The sequence below is a fragment of the Streptomyces sp. NPDC088730 genome (genome assembly GCF_044751215.1).
Taxonomy (GTDB): Bacteria; Actinomycetota; Actinomycetes; order Streptomycetales; family Streptomycetaceae; genus Streptomyces.
Genome location: NZ_JBIVLK010000021.1, coordinates 1 through 22443 on the forward strand (window position 1 = coordinate 1; position 22443 = coordinate 22443).

Here is a 22443-nt window from a genome sequence, read left to right on the forward strand (position 1 = left end):
AGGGGGGACCCTGTGGGAGAGTAGGACGCCGCCGAACTCCTTTTAAAATAGTTGAGCCCCGTGCCCTTGTGGCACGGGGCTCTTCTGCGTTCCCGAACAGCCGACGAGGACCAAGTACCCCCGTGTACCTGCCGGCCGCCCCTGAGGGTAGGGTCAGGAGGCATCATTGGCACGTTCTTCACAGGAGGCCCCCGGGTGGAGGTCCAGGAGACTCGCGTTCAGACGAACCGGGTACTCACCATCCCCAACATCCTCAGCATGGCTCGCCTCGTCGGCGTACCTGTCTTCCTGTGGCTGATTCTCCGTCCTGAGTTCGGCGGGCCCAAGAGCGACGGCTGGGCGCTGCTCGTGCTGATGTTCAGCGGTATCAGCGACTACCTGGACGGAAAGCTGGCGCGTCGCTGGAACCAGATCAGCAGCCTCGGGCGACTCCTCGACCCGGCCGCCGACCGTCTCTACATTCTTTCTACCCTTGTCGGGCTGACCTGGCGGGAGATCCTTCCCCTCTGGCTCACCGCGGCGCTCCTCGCTCGCGAGCTGATGCTTCTCGTGATGGTGGGAATCCTGCGCCGGCACGGCTATCCGCCGCCCCAGGTGAACTTCCTGGGCAAGGCGGCTACGTTCAATCTGATGTACGCGTTTCCCTTGTTGCTGCTCAGCGATGGAGGTGGTTGGCTTGCATGGTTGGCCACTGTTTTCGGATGGGCGTTCGCAGGATGGGGTACAACGCTCTATTGGTGGGCAGGGATCCTCTATGTGGTTCAGGTCCGCCGTCTTGTCACGGCGGATGCAGTAGCCGATTGAGCCCGTTGATGCGGTGCCGCGCAGCGTGGCCGGCCCGCGGCTGATGACACAGATGCTGCTCCGACGGGCGAAGTCGGCTTGACCGTCGTCTCTTCGAGGAGGACGTTTCCGACATGAAGGCCGTCGTTATGGCTGGTGGTGAAGGCACTCGCCTTCGCCCCATGACCTCAAGCATGCCCAAGCCGCTCCTGCCCGTAGCCAATCGGCCGATCATGGAGCATGTGCTCCGGCTGCTGAAGAGGCACGGGCTCAATGAGACGGTTGTGACCGTCCAGTTTCTCGCGTCTCTGGTGAAGAACTACTTCGGAGACGGCGAAGAGCTCGGAATGGAGCTCACCTACGCCAATGAGGAGAAACCGCTCGGCACCGCGGGCAGTGTGAAGAATGCCGAAGAGGCATTGAAGGACGACACCTTCCTCGTCATCTCCGGTGACGCCCTCACCGACTTCGACCTCACCGACCTCATCGCCTTCCACAAGGAAAAGGGCGGCCTGGTCACGGTCTGCCTCACTCGCGTACCGAACCCCCTGGAATTCGGGATCACGATCGTGGACGAAGCGGGCCAGGTCGAGCGGTTCCTGGAGAAGCCCACCTGGGGTCAGGTCTTCTCGGACACCGTCAACACGGGTATCTACGTGATGGAGCCCGAGGTCTTCAACTACGTCGAGGCCGATGTCTCCGTGGACTGGTCCGGAGACGTCTTCCCGCAGCTCATGAAGGAAGGCAAGCCCATCTACGGCTATGTCGCCGAGGGCTACTGGGAGGACGTGGGGACGCACGAGAGCTACGTCAAGGCCCAGGCCGACGTACTTGAGCGCAAGGTCGACGTGGAGATCGACGGCTTCGAGATCTCGCCCGGAGTGTGGGTGGCCGAAGGCGCGGAAGTACACCCCGACGCCGTGCTCCGGGGGCCCCTGTACATCGGTGACTACGCCAAGGTCGAGGCCGGGGTCGAGATCCGTGAACACACGGTCATCGGGTCGAACGTCGTCGTGAAGAGCGGGGCGTTCCTGCACAAGGCAGTGGTGCACGACAACGTGTACATCGGTGATCACAGCAATCTGCGTGGCTGTGTCATCGGCAAGAACACCGACATCATGCGTGCCGCCCGGATCGAGGACGGCGCCGTCATCGGCGATGAATGCCTCGTCGGCGAGGAATCGATCATCCAGGGCAACGTCCGCGTCTACCCCTTCAAGACCATTGAGGCAGGCGCGTTCGTCAACACCTCGGTGATCTGGGAGTCGCGCGGACAGGCTCATCTGTTCGGAGCGCGTGGTGTCTCCGGGATCCTGAACGTCGAGATCACGCCGGAACTGGCCGTCAGGCTGGCCGGCGCGTACGCCACGACGCTGAAGAAGGGTTCGACGGTCACCACCGCGCGTGACCACTCCCGCGGCGCCCGAGCGTTGAAGCGCGCGGTGATCTCGGCACTTCAGGCCAGTGCCATCGATGTCCGCGACCTGGAGAACGTGCCGCTGCCCGTGGCGCGTCAGCAGACCGCACGCGGCAGCGCCGGCGGCATCATGATCCGCACGTCGCCGGGTGTTCCCGACTCCGTCGACATCATGTTCTTCGACGCGAGCGGTGCGGACCTCTCCCAGGGGCAGCAGCGAAAGCTGGACCGCGTCTACGCCCGGCAGGAGTACCGCCGTGCCTTCCCCGGCGAGATCGGGGACCTGCACTTCCCGTCCAGTGTCTTCGACTCGTACACCGGATCCCTGCTGCGGAACGTGGACACCGCCGGAATCGCCGACTCCGGGCTCAAGGTCGTCGTGGACGCCTCCAACGGCAGCGCGGGGCTTGTTCTGCCCAGCCTGCTGGGACGGCTCGGTGTGGACGCGCTGACCATCAATCCGGGACTGGACGAGTCGCGTCCCACCGAGTCCGCCGAGGCCCGGCGGTCCGGACTGGTGCGGCTCGGGGAGATCGTCTCCTCGGCCAGGGCAGCCTTCGGCGTCCGGTTCGACCCGGTCGGCGAACGGCTCTCCCTGGTCGACGAGCGGGGCCGGATCATCGAGGACGACCGGGCCCTGCTCGTCATGCTCGATCTCGTCGCCGCCGAGCGGCGCAGCGGGCGGGTGGCGCTGCCGGTGACCACGACCCGGATCGCCGAGCAGGTGGCCGCGTACCACGGCACCCAGGTCGAGTGGACGATGACATCGCCGGACGACCTGACCCGGGTCGGACGCGAAGAAGGCACCATCTTCGGTGGAGACGGCCGGGGCGGCTTCATCGTTCCGGAATTCAGCAGCGTCTTCGACGGCTCGGCCGCGTTCGTGCGGCTGATCGGGCTGGTGGCGAGGACTCAGCTCACTCTCAGCCAGATCGACGCACGTATCCCGCGAGCCCACGTGCTACGCCGGGACCTGGCGACTCCGTGGGCAGTGAAGGGGCTGGTGATGCGCCGGGTCGTCGAGGCCGCCGGAGACCGTGACGTCGACACGACGGACGGCGTCCGGGTCGTCGAGGCGGACGGCCGCTGGGTGATGGTGCTGCCGGACCGGGCGGAAGCGGTCACCCATCTGTGGGCGGAAGGCCCGGACGACGCGTCGGCCCAGGCCCTGCTGGACGAGTGGTCGACGATCGTCGAGAGCGCGGGCGACTGAGACATCCGGCCGCGGCGGTGGGGCAACGCATTCGCCGCGGCCGGACGGTTCGCGCTCCCGCGGTCCGCCGGAGCGCGTCGGTCGGCGCGTCCCCGCACACCGGTGGGGCCATTCGGCGGTAGCAGCTGCGACGTGCGACGATGTGCGGCATGTCGCAGCAGCCCCCCGATCGGAGTACGGCCTCGCCGCCCGCGCGCCCCGACGCGTCCATGTCGCTGCTGACCAATGTGATGGACCACAGCCTGGACGACGGATACGCCGAGGCATCGGCCCGTCGCGAGGCCGACGGCCGGGCCGGCCTGCCCCGTACGCTCAAGGCGAAGCTGGGCTTCGCCGCGTGCCTGGTGCTGGCCGCGCTCGTTGTCACACTGGGCGCCGCGCAGGCACGGGTCTCGGCGCCGGTCCTCGCCAAGGAACGCGAAGAGCTGATCGACCGGATCGACGCGGAGACCGACGCGGCCGACACCCTTGAGGACCAGGTCGAGAAGGTCCGCGACGACGTCGGCCGACGCCAGCGCAAAGCTCTGGAAAAACACGGCGGCGACCAGGCGGAACTGGTAGCGCTGCTCTCCGGCGCAACCGCCGTGCACGGGCCCGGCGTGAAGCTGGTCGTCGACGACGCGAAGAACACCGACCAGGGCGGCGGCGGGCCGCGTGAGACCAGTGGCTTCTCCGACACCGGACGGGTCCGGGACCGGGACATGCAGCGGGTCGTCAACGGGCTGTGGCAGTCCGGTGCCGAAGCGATCGCCATCAACGGGCAGCGTCTGACCGCCCTGTCGGCGATCCGGGCCGCCGGCGACGCCATACTGGTCGACAACAAGCCGCTCGTGCCGCCGTACTCGGTGCTCGCGGTGGGGGACGGGAAGAAGCTCGGTGCCGCCTTCCGCGACAGCGCCGACGGCCAGTACCTGCAAGCGCTGAAGGACACCTTCGACATCAGGACGAGCATCTCGGTCCAGGAGAAGGTGAGTCTCCCGGCCGCCCCGAGCCTGACCGTACGGACAGCAGAGCCTTATAAGGCCGCAGACACCGGCAGTGGTGCGGCAGACACAGGGAAGGGCACATCGTGATCGCCGTACTGGGCCTCGTCGTGGGAGTCGTGGTCGGACTGTTGGTCCGGCCCGAAGTGCCGGCGGTGGTCGAGCCCTACCTCCCGATCGCCGTCGTGGCCGCCCTCGACGCCGTCTTCGGCGGCCTGCGGGCGATGCTCGACGGAATCTTCGTCGACAAGGTCTTCGTGGTCTCGTTCCTCTCGAACGTGGTCGTGGCCGCCCTGATCGTCTTCCTGGGCGACAAGCTGGGCGTCGGCGCCCAGCTCTCCACCGGTGTGGTGGTCGTCCTGGGTATCCGGATCTTCTCCAACGCCGCGGCCATCCGCCGGCACGTCTTCCGGGCCTGAGGCCGATGAGCAACGACGAGGAACCCACCGGCGGCCGGGAACAGCCCGGAGAGCGGCCCGTGGACGCGCCCAAGGGGCTCACCGGACGCCAGCGGCTGATGGCCGGCATCTGGCCACCACGGGTCACCCGTGCCCAACTCATCGTCGCGGTACTGCTGTTCGTCCTCGGCCTGGGGCTCGCGATTCAGGTGCGCTCCAACAGCGACAACAGCGCCCTGCGTGGCGCGCGCCAGGAGGACCTGGTCCGCATCCTCGACGAGGTGGACGACCGTTCGCAGCGGCTGGAGGACGAGAAGCAGCGCCTGGAGGATCAGCGCACGGAGCTGGAGAACAGCTCCGACCAGGCCGAGGAGGCCCGCAAGCAGACGGTCGAGAAGGAACGTCAACTCGGCATCCTCGCGGGTACCGTGGCCGCGCACGGCCCGGGAATCACCCTCACCATCAACGACCCGGGCGACGCGGTCGAGGCGGACAAGCTGCTCGACGCGCTTCAGGAGCTCCGGGCCGCCGGCGCCGAGGCCATCGAGGTCAACGGCGTACGGGTGGTGGCCAATACGTACTTCTCCGGTGACGGCGGCGCCATCAAGGTCGACGGGCGGAAGATCTCGGCTCCGTACGTCTTCAAGGTCATCGGCAAGCCGCAGGATCTGGAACCGGCGCTCAACATCCCGGGAGGCGTGGTGCAGACGCTGGAGAAGGAGCAGGCCACCGTGCATGTGTCGCAGGCCGAGGACATTGTCGTGAACGCCTTGCGACCGGCGGAGCGGCCTGACTACGCTCGGTCGTCGGCCCAGTGAAGCCGGGACGCGTGGGCGTCGGGGGACACGGACAGAAGGTTGCGGGGGGTCGCCGCATCGTATTCGTGGTGCGTGGTGGAAACTGTCGAGTAGATACGGACGTTGTGAAGATGTCCGGGTCGGCAGGTGTGTTCATTCAGGGTTCGTCCTGCCCCACGGGCGGGTCTGTTTCGGTCAAGGGGAATCGCCCGTGAAGTTGTTTGGGAAGTTGTTCGGTAAGAGCGCACGCGATGAGGCTGCCCGCCATCGTGCGCCGCGCAATGGTCAAGCCGACGAGCAGGGCTCCGAGCGCCCGCTCTTCCGTGATCAGGTGGGAGGCCCCGGGGGTGACAATTCGGGCGCGTCGTCTGTTGACCCCGCCGGTCCCGGCCGCATAGGTTTCGGAGAACCGTCAACCTCAAGTACGGGTGGAGGGTTCACTCCGAGGCAGGAGGGTTCGTCCATGCCGGTCTGTACGAGGTGCGGTCACCGCAATGCCGAAGCCAGCCGCTTCTGCTCCAACTGCGGCGCGCCGCTGAGGGGCGGGGTTCCCGAGCGGGCTTCGGAGACGACGTCGACCATCTCCATCTCGGGCCTTGAGGCCTACGAGGCGGAGGCGACCGGTCAGTCGTCGGCGCCGTCGCTCTCGCCCGAGGCCCAGGCGGCTGTGGACGCCCTGCCGCTCGGCTCGGCACTCCTGGTGGTGCGTCGCGGTCCGAATTCGGGCAGCCGCTTCCTGCTGGACGGCGAGCTGACCACGGCCGGCCGCCACCCGCAGAGCGATATCTTCCTCGACGACGTGACGGTCTCGCGCCGCCACGTGGAGTTCCACCGGAATCCGGACGGCAGCTTCACGGTCGGGGACGTGGGCAGCCTCAACGGCACGTACGTCAACCGAGAGCGCATCGACTCCGTCCCGCTGTCCAACGGCGACGAAGTGCAGATCGGCAAGTACCGGCTGGTCTTCTACGCGAGCCAGCGGGCCATCTGACCCGCCCCTGACTCCGTCGGGGGGACCCCGAGGAAGGTCCATGCTGAGAACACCGACGGGCGGTGCCGGAAACGGCACCGCCCCCGCCGACGACCGCCCGATGAGCATCGGCACGGTGCTCCTGCAACTGCGGAACGAGTTTCCCGAAGTGACCATCTCCAAGATCCGGTTCCTGGAGGCGGAGGGGCTCGTCGAGCCGCAGCGGACGCCCTCGGGCTACCGCAAGTTCCGCCCCGACGATGTCGAGCGGCTCGCCCAGGTGCTGCGGATGCAGCGGGACCACTACCTTCCGCTGAAGGTCATCCGCGAGCACCTGGACGCCGTCGCCCGGGGCGAGCGGGCCCCCCTGCCGGCCCCGGACAGCGAGCGGGACTTCACCGACGGCAGCTGGACCGGCGGGACGGGCCGCGCCACCGCCGCGCGCATCGGCCGGGCCGAGCTGCTCGCTGCCGCAGAGGTCACCGAGAGCGACCTCGACGCGTGGGAGTCGTACGGTCTGGTCGTCCCATCGGCCGACGGCGGATACGACGCGGAGACGGTCACCGTCGCCAGGCTCGTGTCGGATCTGGGCCGATTCGGTCTGGAACCGCGGCATCTGCGCGCCATGCGGGCGGCCGCTGACCGGGAGGCCGGGCTGATCGAACAGGTGGTCGCCCCCCTGCGCCGGCACCGGAATCCGCAGACCAGAGCCCATGCCGAGGCCACCGCGAAGGAGCTGGCAGAACTCTCTGTACGGCTGCATTCGGCCCTCGTGCAGACCGCGCTCCAGATCAGACTCCACTGATCCGCGTGGGCCCCGACTACCCAAACCTGCCGAGCACGTCCTAGGGTTGCTGTGTGAACGAGCTCGACGTTGTGGGTGTCCGGGTGGAAATGCCCTCCAACCAGCCGATCGTGCTCCTGCGTGAAGTGGGAGGCGACCGGTACCTCCCCATTTGGATCGGTCCTGGCGAGGCGACCGCTATCGCCTTCGCCCAGCAGGGCATGGCTCCGGCGAGGCCGCTGACCCATGACCTCTTCAAGGATGTGCTTGAGGCCGTGGGCCAGGAGCTCACCGAGGTCCGGATCACGGACCTCAGGGAAGGGGTCTTCTACGCGGAGCTGGTCTTCGCGAGCGGAGTCGAGGTGAGTGCGCGGCCGTCCGACGCCATAGCGCTCGCCCTGCGTACCGGAACGCCGATCTACGGCAGTGACGGGGTGCTCGATGACGCGGGAATCGCGATTCCCGACGAGCAGGAGGACGAGGTGGAGAAGTTCCGCGAATTCCTCGACCAGATCTCGCCGGAGGACTTCGGTACGAACAGCCAGTGAGGTCCCGAAGGGGCGCCGCCAGCGCATCCGAGAAGCCTTTCCCGGTCGAGGGTCACTGGAAACCACCCTCAGGGTGATTATCACTCGGCGTGCCGAGTGTGGCGATCGTTGACGCACCCCGGGTGACTGCCTACCTTCGAGTGGGCAGGTCAAGGACGGAGGTCGGCGTGGGAAGCAGCGGCGACGGTGCGGCAGCGGGTGGGCCGTATCCGCAGCAGGGGAGTACAGCCGACCAGACCATCAGGCAGCCGGCTGCGCCGGCTGCGGTGGCGGGGGGCGGCGTGGCATCGGCCAAGGACATCGGCTATCGCGGGCCGACGGCGTGCGCGGCGGCGGGGATCACTTATCGACAGCTCGACTACTGGGCCCGTACGGGCCTGGTCGAGCCGAGCGTCCGTCCGGCCTACGGGTCGGGCACACAACGGCTCTACAGCTTCAGGGACGTCGTCCTGCTGAAGATCGTGAAGCGCTTCCTCGACACCGGGGTGGCCCTCCAGAACATCCGCACCACGGTCCAGCACCTGCGGGCCCGCGGGTTCCAGGACCTTGAGCGCATGACGCTGATGAGCGACGGAGCGACGGTCTACGAGTGCTCCTCACCCGCCGAGGTCGTGGAGCTGCTCCAAGGGGGTCAGGGCGTCTTCGGTATCGCCGTGGGGGTGGTCTGGCGGGACGTCGACGCCGCGCTGTCACAGCTGCACGGAGAGCGGGTGGACACCGGCGAGACCCTGATCGGGAACAATCCCGCCGATGAGCTCGCCCGACGGCGCAACCGGGCCGGCTGACCCGGTGAGGTCCGGCCGGTACCGGGCCGTCCGGGGCCGGCGGGCGCTCGCCGCCCGGCGATTGTCAGTGCCATGGGGCAGCATCGGTTGATGTGAGAGCCGTGCCGACCATCCTGCATCTGGACATGGATGCCTTCTACGCCTCTGCCGAGCAGGCGTCGAAGCCGAGCCTGCGCGGCAAACCGGTCGTGGTGGGCGGTCTGGGACCGCGCGGGGTCGTCGCCACCGCCTCGTACGAGGCCCGGCGTTTCGGGATCCACTCGGCCATGCCGATGGCGCAGGCCAGAAGGCTCGCGCCGAACGCCGCCTATCTGGTGCCGCGCTTCGCGCTCTACCGGACGGTGAGCGACCAGGTCATGGAGCTGCTCGGCCGGCTGTCGCCGCTGGTTGAGCCACTGAGCCTGGACGAGGCCTTCGTCGACCTGGAGGCGGGCGGCACGGCGAACGACACGGCCTCCGCGCTGGCCGTCGGCGAGCAGCTGCGCGAGGCGATCGAGGCGGTCACCGGACTCAGCGGCTCCGTCGGCCTGGCGGGCTCCAAGATGCTGGCCAAGATCGCCTCTGAGGAGGCGAAGCCGGACGGGATCATGCTGATAGAGCCGGGGACCGAGCGGGAGATGCTCGCGCCCATGCCGGTGCGCACCCTGCCCGGCGTCGGACCGGCCACCGCGGACCATCTGCGGCGCGCCGGGATGACCACGGTGAACGACCTGGCAGAGGCGGGCGAGGCGGAGCTCGTGCGGCTGCTGGGCAAGGCGCACGGCAGCTCACTGCACCGGATGGCCTCCGGCCACGACGACCGGCCGGTCGTCGCCGAGCGCGACGCGAAATCGGTCTCGGTCGAGGACACCTTCGACATGGACCTGCACGACCGGGTCCGGGTCAGGAACGAGGTCGAGCGGCTTGCCGACCGGTGTGTCCAGCGGCTGCGCGCGGCGGAGCGCTCGGGCAGGACCGTGGTGCTGAAGGTGCGGCGCTACGACTTCTCGACCCTGACCCGCTCCGAGACGCTGCGCGGGCCCACCGACGACCCCACGGTGGTCCGGGAGGCCGCGGCGCGGCTGCTGGAGTCGGTGGACACCACCGGGGGAGTGCGGCTGCTGGGAGTGGGCGTCACCGGGCTGGCCGACTACACCCAGGAGGATCTGTTCGCGCAGGCGGCCGGCGAGCGCGCCGCGGCCGGGCTCGCCGCGGCCCTTGCCGACGCCGAGCGGGCCGGCGGTGCGGAGACCGGAGGGGACGCGGGAACGGACGAGGGCCGGCCGGAGCCCGGAGAGGCGGAACCGGAGAGCGCGGAGCAGCTCGCCGCCCGGCGCTGGCCGGCCGGACACGACGTGCGCCACGACGCCCACGGCCACGGCTGGGTGCAGGGCAGCGGGGTCGGCCGGGTCACGGTGCGTTTCGAGGAGCCGGATTCGGCGCCCGGCCGGGTGCGTACGTTCCGTATCGACGATCCGGAACTCCGGCCCGCCGATCCGCTGCCGCTCGTGCGGGACCCGGCCGACTACTCGTCCTGGCCGGCCAGCCTGCCGAAGTCCCGGTCCGGGGCGGTCTCCTCGGGCGGGGAGTCCAGACCGTAGTGCCGGTAGAGCTGGAGCTCCTGTTCCGGCGAGAGGTGCCGGCCGACCCCGAAGTCGGGTGCGTCCTTGATCAGCGCGCGGTCGAAGGGGACGCGAAGCGTGTCCTTGACGAATTCGCTGGGTTCCAGCGGGACGAAGGCGTCCCGGCTGAACAGTCCGGTGCGTACGGCCGCCCACTCCGGCACACCGGTCGCATCGTCGAGGTACACCTCGTCCACGGTTCCGATCTTGGTGCCCTCGCGGTCGAAGGCCTTGCGGCCGATCAGGCTGCGCGGATCGATGTCGGTCTGCACGGTCCCTCCCACTGGTCGCGGGTACTCCACAGGAACCACAGAAGTGCAGATCCGTGGGGTTGGCCACTCGAAATCTACGCCCGGCACCCCGCTGGTACGCTGAAGGCGGCTGCTTACCCCGTGCGGGAGAGTCCTCCGGAACGAATCCGGAGGCGCCGAAGGAGCAAATCCTCCCCGGAATCTCTCAGGCCCCCGTACCGCACGGACGAGGTCACTCTGGAAAGCAGGGCGGGTTCCGCACGGCACGGGTGCCGAGTGGGTCCCTCCCTCACCGACGGTGAAAGCCGGTGCGCGCAGTGGCACCGGTGAAGCTCTCAGGTTGAGATGACAGAGGGGGAGGCCGTTCGGGCACCCCGCGCCGCGGTGCCCCTCGCAGGTCGTGACAGACCAGGAGGCCTCCACCATGACCCCCCGTCGCACTTCGCTCTCCCAGCTCGAACAGGGAATCCCGTTCGAGCAGCGTCATATCGGTCCCGACGCCGCGGCGCAGGCGAAGATGCTCGCCCAGGTCGGTTACGGCTCGCTCGACGAGCTCACCTCGGCCGCGGTGCCCGACGTCATCCGGAGCGCCGAGGCGCTGCGGCTTCCCACGGCCCGCACCGAGGCCGAGGTGCTGGCCGAACTGCGGGCGCTCGCCGACCGCAACCAGGTGCTGGCCCCGATGATCGGGCTCGGCTACTACGGCACGTTCACCCCGCCGGTGATCCTGCGCAACGTGATGGAGAACCCCGCCTGGTACACGGCCTACACGCCGTACCAGCCGGAGATCTCCCAGGGCCGCCTCGAAGCCCTCCTGAACTTCCAGACGATGGTCGCGGACCTGACCGGACTGCCCACCTCCGGTGCCTCGCTGCTCGACGAGGGCACCGCCGCCGCCGAGGCGATGGCGCTGGCACGGCGCGTCGGCAAGGTGAAGAACGGCGTCTTCCTGGTCGACGCCGACGCCCTCCCGCAGACCGTCGCCGTGATCCGGACCCGTGCGGAGCCGACCGGTGTCGAGGTCGTCGTCGCCGACCTGGCCGACGGCATCCCGGCGGAGATCGCGGAGCGCGGCGTCTTCGGCGTACTGCTGCAGTACCCGGGCGCCTCCGGAGCCGTGCGCGATCTGCGGCCCGTCATCGAGCAGTCCCACGAGCTGGGCGCGATCGTCACCGTCGCCGCCGACCTGCTGGCGCTCACCCTGCTCACCTCGCCCGGCGAGCTGGGCGCGGACATCGCGGTGGGCACCACGCAGCGCTTCGGCGTGCCGATGGGCTTCGGCGGACCGCACGCCGGCTTCATGGCCGTGCGCGAGAAGTTCGCCCGCAGCCTGCCGGGCCGTCTCGTCGGCGTCTCCGTGGACGCGGACGGCAACAAGGCCTACCGGCTGGCCCTGCAGACCCGCGAGCAGCACATCCGCCGTGAGAAGGCCACCAGTAACATCTGCACCGCTCAGGTGCTCCTCGCCGTGATGGCCGGCATGTACGCCGTCTACCACGGCCCCGACGGGCTGCGGACGATCGCGCGGCGCACCCACCGTTACGCCGCGATCCTCGCGCAGGGCCTGCGGTCCGGCGGCGTGGACGTGGTCACCGCCTCGCACTTCGACACGCTGACCGTCCGGGTGCCCGGCCGGGCCGCGGAGGTCGTGGCCGACGCCCGCGAGCGCGGCGTGAACCTGCGGGTCGTCGACGGCGATCTCGTCTCGCTCGCCTGTGACGAGACCACCACACGTACGGAGATCGCGTCCGTCTGGGCGTCCTTCGGCGTCACCGGTGACATCGAGGCGCTGGACGCCACGACCGCCGACGCGCTGCCCGAGGGGCTGCTGCGGACCGACTCCGTGCTGACCCACCCGGTCTTCCACCAGCACCGTTCCGAGACCGCGATGCTGCGCTACCTGCGCAAGCTCGCCGACCGTGACTACGCGCTGGACCGCGGCATGATCCCGCTCGGCTCCTGCACCATGAAGCTGAACGCGACCGCCGAGATGGAGTCGATCACCTGGCCCGAGTTCGGAGCGCTGCACCCCTTCGCGCCGGCCGAGCAGGCCCAGGGCTTCCTGACGCTCATCCGTGAGCTGGAGGAGCGGCTGGCCGAGGTCACCGGTTACGACGCGGTGTCCATCCAGCCGAACGCCGGTTCGCAGGGCGAGTTCGCCGGACTGCTGGCCGTCCGGGCGTACCACCGTGCCAACGGTGACGAGGGGCGGACCGTCTGCCTGATCCCGTCCTCCGCGCACGGCACGAACGCGGCCAGTGCGGTGATGGCCGGTATGCGGGTCGTCGTGGTGAAGACCGCCGACGACGGAGAGGTCGACATCAAGGACCTCCGCGCCAAGATCGAGCAGTACCGCGACGAGCTGGCCGTGCTCATGATCACCTACCCGTCGACGCACGGTGTCTTCGAGGAGCACGTCGCGGACATCTGCGCCGAGGTGCACGACGCGGGCGGTCAGGTGTACGTCGACGGCGCCAACCTCAACGCGCTGGTCGGGCTCGCCAAGCCGGGCCACTTCGGCGGCGACGTCTCGCACCTGAACCTGCACAAGACCTTCTGCATCCCGCACGGCGGCGGCGGCCCCGGCGTCGGCCCGGTCGGGGTGCGCGCGCACCTGGCGCCATACCTGCCGAACCACCCGCTGCAGCCCGCCGCCGGTCCGGAGACCGGGGTCGGCCCGATCTCGGCCGCGCCGTGGGGCTCGGCCGGCATCCTGCCGATCTCCTGGGCGTACGTACGCCTGATGGGCGGGGAGGGCCTGAAGCGTGCGACGCAGGTCGCCGTACTCGCCGCGAACTACATCGCCAAGCGCCTGGAGCCGCACTACCCGATCCTGTACAACGGCCCGGCCGGGCTCGTCGCGCACGAGTGCATCGTGGATCTGCGGCCGATCTCCAAGGCGACCGGCGTCAGCATCGACGACGTGGCCAAGCGGCTCATCGACTACGGCTTCCACTCACCGACCATGTCGTTCCCGGTCGCGGGCACGCTGATGATCGAACCGACCGAGAGCGAGGACCTCGCGGAGCTGGACCGCTTCTGCGACACGATGATCGCCATTCGCGCCGAGATCGAGAAGGTGGCCTCGGGCGAGTGGGCCGCGGACGACAACCCGCTGGCCAATGCCCCGCACACGGCTGCCGCGCTGGGCGGTGACTGGGCGCACGGCTACAGCCGTGCGGAGGCGGTCTTCCCGGCCGGGGTCACCGCCGCGGACAAGTACTGGCCGCCGGTGCGCCGGATCGACGGTGCGTTCGGTGACCGTAACCTCGTCTGCTCCTGCCCGCCGCTGGACGAGTACGACAACTGACGGGGCCGACGTCGTGGGCGTCGGCGGATGACGCGGAACTGCGTCGGGGCCGGTGCGGAGATCTCTCCGGGCCGGCCCCTCCCCGTATCTGCCGCGGTCAGGCGGCCTTCATCACCCGGCCCGTTCCCAGCGGCCGGTGGGGCGCGATGATCTGCCCGTTCGGGAGCAGCTCACCGGTGTCCTCGAAGAGCAGGACGCCGTTGCACAGCAGGCTCCAGCCCTGCTCCGGATGGTGTGCCACCGGGCGGGCTGCCTCCCGGTCGGCTGAGTCGGCTGTGGGGCAGGGTGGCTGGTGCTGACACATGGCTGGGTTCTTTCGCTGCGTTGAGTTGAGTGTCCTGCGGCTTGAAGAGGTGTTCATGGCCGCCCCCCGTATCGATCGGTCCGTTCCCAGTGTTGCCCCACGGGCGTCGTTCCGCAGGGATTTCGCGGCAGCGCTGCTTCTCCTCTCATGACGCGTCACCCGGCCGGACGGTTCAACGCAACTGCCCTGTCACTTCGGGTGGTTCGGGGTGGCCGGATGGGGCTAGTCCGGATGGGGCGCGGATGCGCCCCCGCGCGCTGTGCCCCGCCACCGGAACCGGAGGCGGGGCACAGTGAAGTGAGAGGGCCGGAGGTCAGGCCGGAGAGCCGAGGAGAGGGCCGGGGCCGGGTGTGATGCGGGTGGTGATCACTGGAAGCAGCTCGGCGACCCGGTGCGGACGGTGTGCCGCGATGCCCGGGGGAGCGGGAGCCAGTGGTACCAGCAGATCGGCGGGTGCGGGGGAGCCGGTGGACGCGTCGGCCTCGGTGTCCTCGTGCAGCCACAGCGCCAGCATGTAGAGCTCGGGGATGGACAGCAGCCTCGGCTGGTAGTGCGTGCTCGCCGCCTCCGCCCGGCGCAGGGCGAGTTCGGTCGAGGCGACGTAGGGGCCCTCGAAGAAGTGCGAGAAGGTCCAGCCGTCGGGGGTGAGCATGGTGTCCGCGGCGGCGACCGCCCGCTCCGCGCCGCGGATCTGGAAGCGCCAGGCGGCGAGCCGGGTGGTGGGTGTGAGTCCGTCCGGTCCGCCGCGGTCCAGCACGTGTACGGGGAGCGGGTGTTCGGGGCTCAGGGGGCCCTGGGCCGACCGCAGGGCAGGTGTCCGGGCCTCGCGGACCGCGGTGGGTGAACCGAGTGCCGCGAGGACGCTTCTCAGCGCGGGCGCGGGGGCCGGAGGAACATGCAGGGGCATGGTGGGTCGCCTCTCACTTCGGAGACACGGTGGAGCGTGGGCGGGTGCAGACGGCGCTGTCGGCGGGCGGGGCCAGAGGAGGCCGGTGACTGAGCCGGTGCGTCAACTCTCTGCCCCGTTCGCGGAGTTTATACGACACGTGTTCACGCGGTGATTCCACTAGCCGCCACCACTATTGCCGGCAAGGCGGTATCCAGACTTTATTATGCGGAGAATATGCTGATTCGGTGAGGCGCGCCGCAGCCGCCGCCTCGGGTTTTCCCTCCGACGCGGTAGGCTGAAACACGTCGGCGTATTTCTTACGCCCCGAACGGCGGAAAGCGCTCACTGCGTCATGCCGAGTGAATGTGCCCCCGGCCGCGGTCATCAGATTAGCGGGTGTGCACTGTCCGCGGGGCGTTATAGATCACTCCGTCTGGGCATTATCGATCGTGACGCGAGCGGCCTGGGCCGCGGGCTGCCCACTCATGGAGGGACACGTCGATGGGGGAGAAGGTCGTGGCGGGCGCCTTTGACCTGTCCGATCGGCAGAGGTACCGACGGAAGCTCCACCAGTGCCTGGAGGGGCTGGAGAGGCTGCTGGCGGAGCGGAGATTCGACCGGCCGCGCAACCTCATGGGCATGGAGATCGAGCTGAACCTGGCGGGCCCCGACGGTATGCCGAAGATGTTGAATGGACAGGTCCTTGAGCGCATCGCGAGCGGGGATTTCCAGACGGAACTCGGGATGTTCAATCTGGAAGTGAACATTGTTCCCCACCGTCTCGACGGCCGTGTTCTCGATCAGCTGGCCGAAGAGCTGCGAACCGGCCTTGGATATGCCGACCGGAAGGCCGGTGAGGTCGATGCCGGGATCATGATGATCGGCATCCTGCCCACCGTCGGCAGTACGGACATGGTCCGCGGGACCCTCTCGGACGTGGACCGCTACGCGCTGCTGAACGACCAAATGGTGGCGGCGCGCGGCGAGGATTTCTCCCTCGATATCGAAGGTGTGGAGCGCCTGGTCTGCACCTCGGGGTCGATCGCACCGGAGGCGGCCTGCACCTCGGTCCAGCTCCACCTCCAGGTGACCCCGGAACGGTTCCCCGACGTGTGGAACGCCGCGCAGGCCGTTGCCGCGGTCCAGGTGGCCCTGGGTGCCAATTCGCCCTTCCTGTTCGGCCGGGAGCTGTGGCGGGAGTCGCGGCCGCCGCTCTTCCAGCAGGCCACGGACACCAGGCCGCCCGAACTGCAGAACCAGGGGGTGCGCCCCAGGACCTGGTTCGGGGAGCGGTGGACGGGTTCGGCGTACGAGCTCTTCGAGGAGAACGTGCGCTACTTCCCCCCGCTCCTGCCCATCTGCGACGAGGAGGAGCCGCTGCGGGTCCTCGACGAGGGCGGGGTGCCCCGGCTCCAGGAACTCGTGCTGCACAACGGCACGGTCTACCGCTGGAACCGGCCGGTGTACGGGCTGTCGGACGGCGTTCCCCACCTCCGGGTGGAGAACCGGGTGCTGCCCGCCGGACCGACCGTCGCGGACGTGATCGCCAACGCCGCGCTCTACTACGGGCTCGTGCGGGCCCTGGCGGAGGAGTCCCGGCCGGTGTGGACCAGGATGCCGTTCGCCGCGGCGGCCGAGAACTTCGACACCGCCTGCCGCCGGGGCATCGACGCCGAACTGCTCTGGCCCCGGCCCGGCCGCGCCGGTGGGCTGACCCGGGTCCCGGCCGCCAAGCTCGTACGGGACGAACTGCTGCCGCTGGCGGCCGCCGGGCTCGACGCGTGGAACATCGAACCCGCCGACCGCGACCGCTACCTCGGGATCATCGAGGAGCGCTGCAAGCGGCGGACCAACGGGGCGTCCTGGCAGGCGGACACCTATCACCGGGCCCGTGAGTCCGGGCTGGGGCGGGACGCCGCGCTCGCCGCCATGACCCGCCGGTACGCCGAACTGATGCTGGGCGGGGAGCCCGTGCACAGCTGGCCGGTGGGCATCGCGCGGACATGAGCGGGCGGGGCCGGACCCCCGGGCGCTCGGTCCGGACCCGACGAGGGGCTGGCCCCGCCCGCGTTCGGCACGGCTCGGCGGCTACTCCTGGGCGGCGCGGCCGCTCTGCCCGGCGGTCATGACCGCCTGGAAGATCACTGCCTGGATCTCGGCCGGGTCGTTGACCTGGTAGCCGCCGCCACCGGTCACCTTGGCTATCTCGTTCACCTCTTCACGGTCGGCGTCGGGACCGACCGCGATGGCGAGCAGCGGAACCGGTCGCTCGGGATCGGCGATCCGGGTGAGTTCCGCGATCAGGGCGCTGCGCGAGATGGAATGGTCATCCTGGTTCGAGCCGTCGGTGAGGATCACGACGGCGTTGAACTTGCCCTTCACGTAGGTGCGCTGCGCCTCCTTGTAGGCGGCCAGCGTGGTGTCGTACAGCCCGGTCGCCCCGTCCGGCACGGGCTGCAGCGCCGAGAAGGCCTCCGTGAGCTTCGCACGGTGGGTGCCGCCGTCCTTCGCCTTCTCCCCGAGCCGGCTGGTCGCCACCAGCCGGCGGTAGTCCTTGTCGCCGTCGAGCCTGGTGGCGAACTCCCAGAGGCCGATCTCGTCGTTCGGGGTGAACTGGTTGAGGGCCTCGATCAGGGACGCCTTGGTGACGTCCATCCGGGACTGGTTGCGGCCCGGCACGATCGTGGCCATCGACCCCGAGGCATCGACGACCGTGGTGAGCCGTGCGCTCTGCACGGTGATCGTCCACATGCCGAGCGTTTCCTGAAGTGTCTCGTCGGAAGGCGCCGTGGCGGGTGAGGTGGCGTACGGCTGAGGCGACCTGCCGCCCGCGGACGCGACCAGTGTGCCGCCCGCCGTGCCGTCGACCGTCCGGAAACCGTGCTCCTCCAGTGTGCGCTGCGCGCTCTCCTCGGAGAGCAGGGTCATGAACCGCAGCGCCGCCCGGCTCTTGTCCGTACTGAGCTGATCCTCGTTGACCAGCGCGAACGGATAGTCGAGCAGCGGGGTGCCGTCCTCGGGGTAGAACAGGTCGAGCTTCCCGGCCGCGGTCGACTCGGCGTTGTGGGCGAACGCGGCCTGCTCGGACAGCAGCACCGCCTGGTTCCGGGCGGGATTGCCCTCCTCGGCGCCCGAGTCGTCGCCGGCCAGGGTCCCGAGCACCTGGGTGTCGCCGTCCGACATCCGCTGGGCGAGGAGCTTGGCGGTGGCGGCGACCCTGGTGTCGCTGTCCCCGCCCTGTTTGTCGGAGGACGCGCCGATGCTGGTGAGCGCCAGCAGGCCGGTGGCGCTGCGCGCCGGGTCGGCCGAGCCCAGCCGCACCTTGTCGGACTCCATGGCCGTGGCCATCAGCTCGGCCCAGGTGTACTTCTTCTCCGGCCAGCCGAGGGTCTTTGCGGCGGAGGGCACCATGGCCAGGGCCACCGGGGAGGAGGCGACGGAGTCGCCCGGGGTGACGGGCACGGCGTCGCCGGTCCCCTTCGCCCGGCTCAGCCAGAGATCGGAATCCGGCAGCCACATCTGGTAGTCGGGCTTGCTGGTCCCGGCGGCGAGGGCGTCGGCGACCTTGTACGAGTCACGGGCCAGCACCTCCACGTCGAGACAGTTGCCGTCGGATCTCAGATCGTCCTTGCGGGCCTTGTCGGCCACCGCGCGCACGGCGGGCGCGATATCGGGCGAGGCCACCATCGACAGGTGCACCGCTGAGTCCTCGCAGGACTTCGAGAACGACAGCAAGCCCCCCTGGGCCGCTACCGCCGTTCCCGCCGCCACGGCGAGAACGAGCGCGGTGGCGATGGCTACGGTTCGACGGCGGTTCGGTGGACGGTCCCCGCTTCCGTCCGCCGTGTAGTCGTCGGGCAAGCTGTGACGTCCCATGTCGGTGGTGCCCCTCCTTGAGGATGAACAAGGAAAAGGGGGACCACACCATCGGCAATGGTGCTTGTCCCCCGGCCTGTCGCGCATGATCTTCGTACCTGTATTCGAGACCCTAGCGGGGCGGGGAGCGGCATGGGACGTGAATGCACAACTGAAGGCAGGTGTACAGGTGGAGGCGGGGCGCGTGGCTGATTCTTATCCTCAGGAGGCCGTGTCACGACGGATCTTGCGGTCCGAGACGGTGTTGGTGCTGGCGCTCTCGCTGGGAGCCAGCGGGGTGTCTGCCCTGATCAGTTTTGTCGGATCACTGACGAAACCAGGGGGTTTGAAGGACCAGGCGGCGACGCTCAACAGTTCCTACGCACCCGGCCGCCCCTGGCTGGATCTCGCCTGGCAGCTCTTCGGTATCGCGACCGCGCTGGTGCCTGTCGCGCTGGTGGCCCACCTCCTGATCCGCGAGGGGGCGGGCCTGCGGGCGATCGGTTTCGACCGGACCAGGCCGGGATCGGACCTGGGGCGCGGCACCCTGGTGGCGGCGGGCATCGGCAGCGCCGGGCTGGCCTTCTATCTGGTGGCGCGGGCCGCCGGATTCAACCTCACGGTCGTCCCCGAGTCGCTGCCCGACGTGTGGTGGAAGTTCCCCGTGCTGATCCTGTCGGCGGTCCAGAACTCCGTACTGGAGGAGGTGATCGTCGTCGGATACCTGCTGCGCCGGCTGGGGCAGTTGGGCTGGACCCCGATGGCCGCCCTGGTGGCCAGTTCGGTGCTGCGGGGCTCCTACCACCTGTATCAGGGGATCGGCGGGTTCATCGGGAACATGGCGATGGGTGTCGTCTTCGTGCTGCTGTACCGGCGCTGGCAGCGGGTGGGGCCGCTGGTCGCCGCGCACGCCCTGCTCGACATCGGGGCGTTCGTCGGATACGCGCTGCTCGCCGGAAAGGTGGGGTGGCTGCCCACCCCGTGAACGGCAGTGGGGCCGGGCTCCTGGAGGGGGTGTGCGGGATGATCCGCACACCCCCTCCAGGCGTTTCCTCCTGCCCCTGCTACAGGGCGACGAGCAGTTCTCCGTCCAGGACCGTGACGGCCTCGCCGGTCAGCAGGGTCCGGTCACCGCGCAGCGCGGTGCGGACGAGACCGGACCGGGCGGACGCCTGGAGGCCGGTCAGTTCGTCGCGGCCGAGCCGGGCCGACCAGAACGGCGCCAGGGCGGTGTGGGCGCTGCCCGTCACGGGGTCCTCGTCGATGCCCACGGCGGGGAAGAAGCCGCGGGAGACGAAGTCGTAGCCGGACCCGGTGGCCGCGGCCGTGGCGATGACGCCGCGCCGCGAGTGGGCGGCCAGCGCCGCGAAATCCGGGGCCAGTCCCCGTACGGCCGCCTCGTCGGCCAGTTCCACGAGCAGGTCGCCGGTGTGCGGGCCCGTGTCGTGCACCGATACGGGCTCCGCACCCAGTGCGGCGGCCAGCCAGTCCGGCGTGGCCTCCGGGGTCAGCGGCGCGGTGGGGAAGTCGAGCGTGAGCGAGCCGTCCGGCCGGGCGGTCGAGGTGAGGATGCCGCACCGGGCGGCGAAGCGCACCGTGCCGCTCGCGACGGCCGTGGTGTGCAGGACGTGGGCGGTGGCGAGGGTGGCGTGGCCGCACATGTCGACCTCGGTGGCCGGGGTGAACCAGCGCAGCGCCCAGTCCGCGGCGCCGCCCGGCGCCAGCGGGTGTGCGAACGCGGTCTCGGACAGGTTCAGCTCCGCCGCGATCTGCTGGAGCCGGCTGTCGTCGGGGAAGCCCTCCGGACCCAGCAGCAGGACGCCTGCGGGATTGCCGGTGAAGGGGCGGTCGGTGAACGCGTCGACGATTCGAATCCTCATGCCGCGACCGTAGGCGCGCCGCGGACCCCTACGCCAAGGCCAATTCCGGATCCGCGGACCGGTCGGTCCCGGCTCGGTGCGGGTGTCACATTCGCGGGCCCGGCGGTGTCTTCATGCCGAAGCGGGAAAACGTTCAGAGGAGAACACGATGGCACTGCGCATTCCGAAGGCCGAGCTCCCCGCCGAGCTCCGCGAAATCCTGATCAAGCAGCTCGGTTCCGTGCCCGAGCCCGACGAGGTGTTGTGGAACAACCCCAAGATCGCCCAGGCCAACCAGGAGTTCTCGGCCACGGTGGGCACCTGGGACGCGGCCGACGCGAGCCTCAAGACGTTCGCGCACATGGCCGTCGCGGCACAGATCGGCTGCAGCTGGTGCCTCGACATCAACTACTTCGCGGCACAGAACCAGAACCTGGACCTGACCAAGGCGAGCCAGGTGCCGCGCTGGCGGGAGTCGGAGGTGTTCACGCCACTGGAGCGGGAGGTGATGGAGTACGCCGAGGCCATGACGAACACGCCGCCGACCGTCACCGATGGGCTGTCGGCGAGTCTGCTCGGCCGGCTCGGCCCGGCGGCGCTGGTCGAGATCACCGTGTTCATCGGCTTCGCCAACCTGGCAACCAGGTGCAACACGGCGCACGGGATCACCTCGCAGGGCTACTCCGAGGCCTGCGAGATCCCGCTGGCTGCGCGCCCTGCGACGTCCGACGCAGTCTCGACGGCATGACCGAGGACCCGTTCGTCGCCCATCGCGGTCTGCTGTTCACGGTCGCCTACGAGATGCTCGGCTCGGCGGCCGACGCGGAGGACGTGCTGCAGGAGTCCTGGCTGCGGTGGGCCGAGGTCGACCGGTCGCGGGTGAACGACGCGCGGGCGTACCTCGTCAGGACCGTCACACGGCAGGCGCTCAACCGGCTGCGGACGCTGGCGCGCAGCCGCGAGGACTATGTCGGCGAGTGGCTGCCGGAACCGTTGCTGACCAGCCCGGATGTCGCCGAGGACGTAGAGCTCGCGGAGAGCGTCTCGATCGCGGTGCTGACCGTCCTGGAAACGCTCGGGCCGACGGAGCGGGCGGTGTTCGTGCTCCGCGAGGTGTTCGAGCTGCCGTACGGCGAGATCGCCGGGGCCATCGGGAAGTCCGCGGCCACGGTGCGGCAGATCGCGCGGCGGGCACGCGAGCATGTGGCGGCCAGACGTCCGCGGGTGCGGGTGAGCCGGCCGGAGCAGCAGGCCGTGGTGGAGCGGTTCCTGCAGGCCTTGCGGACCGGGCAGTTGCAGGAGCTGGTCGAGCTCATGGCGCCGGACGTGGTCCTGATCGCCGACGGTGGCGGGCTGGCGGCCGCCGCGCTGGCTCCGATCCACGGGGTCGAGCTGGTGGCGAGGGTGCTCGCGCGCACCAACCGGGTCGACGCGGCCGCGCTCGCGACGACGGCCGTGTGGCTCAACGGCGCACCCGCGGGCCGGATCGAGATCGACGGCGAGCTGGCCACCGCGGTGAGCCTCGTCGTGGAGAACGGGCAGATCACCCGGGTCTACCTGGTGAGAAACCCGCGGAAGCTGACGCGACTGGACGAACCGGCTGAACTCGTCAGGTAAGCCGGCTGCTGCCCCTGTGTCGTGAGTGTTCCGGGCGAGACCGCCCGGAACACTCACCACCGCAGTCCGGGCCGGAACG

General features: G+C 69.6%; 20 protein-coding genes and 1 riboswitch. Of the genes, 15 read left to right on the forward strand and 5 right to left on the reverse strand.

Translation table 11 applies throughout. The features are described 5' to 3' along the window. Positions 1-195 precede the first annotated feature (195 nt). The 10 genes from ACIP89_RS34540 (at position 196) to ACIP89_RS34585 (ending at position 10258) form a co-directional block, all read left to right on the forward strand. Complete coding sequence (locus ACIP89_RS34540; protein WP_401934307.1) at positions 196-804, forward strand: CDP-alcohol phosphatidyltransferase family protein; 609 nt, start codon at positions 196-198, stop codon at positions 802-804. A gap of 113 nt (positions 805-917) precedes the next feature. After that, positions 918-3413: a sugar phosphate nucleotidyltransferase gene (locus ACIP89_RS34545; RefSeq protein ID WP_401932645.1), complete on the forward strand. Its 2496-nt coding sequence runs from the start codon at positions 918-920 to the stop codon at positions 3411-3413. Positions 3414-3562: 149 nt separating this feature from the next. Further along, entirely contained in the window at positions 3563-4486 is a 924-nt protein-coding gene (locus ACIP89_RS34550) for a DUF881 domain-containing protein (protein ID WP_401934309.1), read from the forward strand. Continuing rightward, positions 4483-4815 (forward strand): small basic family protein, encoded by a 333-nt coding sequence (locus tag ACIP89_RS34555; RefSeq protein WP_003970459.1) that lies wholly within the window; start codon positions 4483-4485, stop codon positions 4813-4815. The genes ACIP89_RS34550 and ACIP89_RS34555 overlap by 4 nt, the downstream gene beginning before the upstream one ends. A 5-nt stretch (positions 4816-4820) precedes the next feature. Then, entirely contained in the window at positions 4821-5612 is a 792-nt protein-coding gene (locus tag ACIP89_RS34560; protein ID WP_401932639.1) for a DUF881 domain-containing protein, read from the forward strand. Positions 5613-5673: 61 nt separating this feature from the next. Further along, complete coding sequence (locus ACIP89_RS34565) at positions 5674-6582, forward strand: FHA domain-containing protein (protein WP_401932656.1); 909 nt, start codon at positions 5674-5676, stop codon at positions 6580-6582. A gap of 40 nt (positions 6583-6622) precedes the next feature. Next, the gene (locus tag ACIP89_RS34570; protein WP_402118322.1) at positions 6623-7366 is read left to right on the forward strand and encodes a MerR family transcriptional regulator; all 744 of its coding nucleotides are present in this window, start codon (positions 6623-6625) and stop codon (positions 7364-7366) included. A 53-nt stretch (positions 7367-7419) separates the two neighbouring features. After that, positions 7420-7893 carry a bifunctional nuclease family protein gene (locus ACIP89_RS34575; protein ID WP_006123076.1) on the forward strand — a complete coding sequence of 158 codons (474 nt, stop codon included), beginning with the start codon at positions 7420-7422 and terminating at the stop codon, positions 7891-7893. Positions 7894-8060: 167 nt separating this feature from the next. After that, complete coding sequence (locus ACIP89_RS34580; RefSeq protein WP_401932633.1) at positions 8061-8678, forward strand: MerR family transcriptional regulator; 618 nt, start codon at positions 8061-8063, stop codon at positions 8676-8678. 92 nt (positions 8679-8770) lie between these two features. Then, a complete protein-coding gene (locus tag ACIP89_RS34585) occupies positions 8771-10258 on the forward strand; it encodes a DNA polymerase IV (RefSeq protein WP_401932631.1) in 1488 nt (495 codons plus the stop codon). Here the strand turns inward: ACIP89_RS34585 and ACIP89_RS34590 are convergent. Beyond that, positions 10183-10551, reverse strand: a complete 369-nt coding sequence (locus ACIP89_RS34590) for a PRC-barrel domain-containing protein (protein WP_401932628.1) — start codon at positions 10549-10551, stop codon at positions 10183-10185. The two genes, ACIP89_RS34585 and ACIP89_RS34590, sit on opposite strands and share 76 nt — an antisense overlap. Before the next feature lie 113 nt (positions 10552-10664). Further along, positions 10665-10761, forward strand: a riboswitch (glycine riboswitch). Between the two features lie 193 nt (positions 10762-10954). Between ACIP89_RS34590 and gcvP the strand changes: the two genes are divergently transcribed. Continuing rightward, positions 10955-13840: an aminomethyl-transferring glycine dehydrogenase gene (gcvP, locus tag ACIP89_RS34595; protein ID WP_402118324.1), complete on the forward strand. Its 2886-nt coding sequence runs from the start codon at positions 10955-10957 to the stop codon at positions 13838-13840. Positions 13841-13937: 97 nt separating this feature from the next. Here gcvP and ACIP89_RS34600 read toward each other — a convergent pair whose 3' ends face one another. Together ACIP89_RS34600 and ACIP89_RS34605 are read right to left on the reverse strand one after the other, a co-directional pair. Beyond that, positions 13938-14144 (reverse strand): DUF5999 family protein, encoded by a 207-nt coding sequence (locus ACIP89_RS34600; protein ID WP_401932623.1) that lies wholly within the window; start codon positions 14142-14144, stop codon positions 13938-13940. Between the two features lie 313 nt (positions 14145-14457). After that, positions 14458-15051 (reverse strand): hypothetical protein, encoded by a 594-nt coding sequence (locus ACIP89_RS34605; RefSeq protein ID WP_401934315.1) that lies wholly within the window; start codon positions 15049-15051, stop codon positions 14458-14460. Positions 15052-15534: 483 nt separating this feature from the next. Between ACIP89_RS34605 and ACIP89_RS34610 the strand changes: the two genes are divergently transcribed. Beyond that, positions 15535-17040, forward strand: a complete 1506-nt coding sequence (locus ACIP89_RS34610; protein WP_401934317.1) for a glutamate-cysteine ligase family protein — start codon at positions 15535-15537, stop codon at positions 17038-17040. A gap of 81 nt (positions 17041-17121) precedes the next feature. Here the strand turns inward: ACIP89_RS34610 and ACIP89_RS34615 are convergent, their stop codons facing one another. Beyond that, positions 17122-18909 carry a substrate-binding and VWA domain-containing protein gene (locus ACIP89_RS34615; protein ID WP_402118326.1) on the reverse strand — a complete coding sequence of 596 codons (1788 nt, stop codon included), beginning with the start codon at positions 18907-18909 and terminating at the stop codon, positions 17122-17124. A 184-nt stretch (positions 18910-19093) separates the two neighbouring features. Here ACIP89_RS34615 and ACIP89_RS34620 point away from each other — a divergent pair, with 184 nt between their 5' ends. Next, positions 19094-19873: a CPBP family intramembrane glutamic endopeptidase gene (locus tag ACIP89_RS34620; protein WP_401932612.1), complete on the forward strand. Its 780-nt coding sequence runs from the start codon at positions 19094-19096 to the stop codon at positions 19871-19873. Positions 19874-19952: 79 nt separating this feature from the next. On the opposite strand, the gene ACIP89_RS34625 is transcribed toward ACIP89_RS34620, so the two are convergent. Further along, positions 19953-20768, reverse strand: coding sequence for a PhzF family phenazine biosynthesis protein (locus tag ACIP89_RS34625; protein WP_402118327.1), 816 nt, complete (start codon positions 20766-20768; stop codon positions 19953-19955). 148 nt (positions 20769-20916) lie between these two features. On the opposite strand from ACIP89_RS34625, the gene ACIP89_RS34630 reads away from it, so the two are divergent. Continuing rightward, positions 20917-21495 carry a carboxymuconolactone decarboxylase family protein gene (locus tag ACIP89_RS34630; RefSeq protein WP_402118328.1) on the forward strand — a complete coding sequence of 193 codons (579 nt, stop codon included), beginning with the start codon at positions 20917-20919 and terminating at the stop codon, positions 21493-21495. Next, the gene (locus ACIP89_RS34635; protein ID WP_402118329.1) at positions 21492-22364 is read left to right on the forward strand and encodes an RNA polymerase sigma-70 factor; all 873 of its coding nucleotides are present in this window, start codon (positions 21492-21494) and stop codon (positions 22362-22364) included. Before ACIP89_RS34630 ends, ACIP89_RS34635 begins: the two co-directional genes overlap by 4 nt. Positions 22365-22443 lie beyond the last annotated feature (79 nt).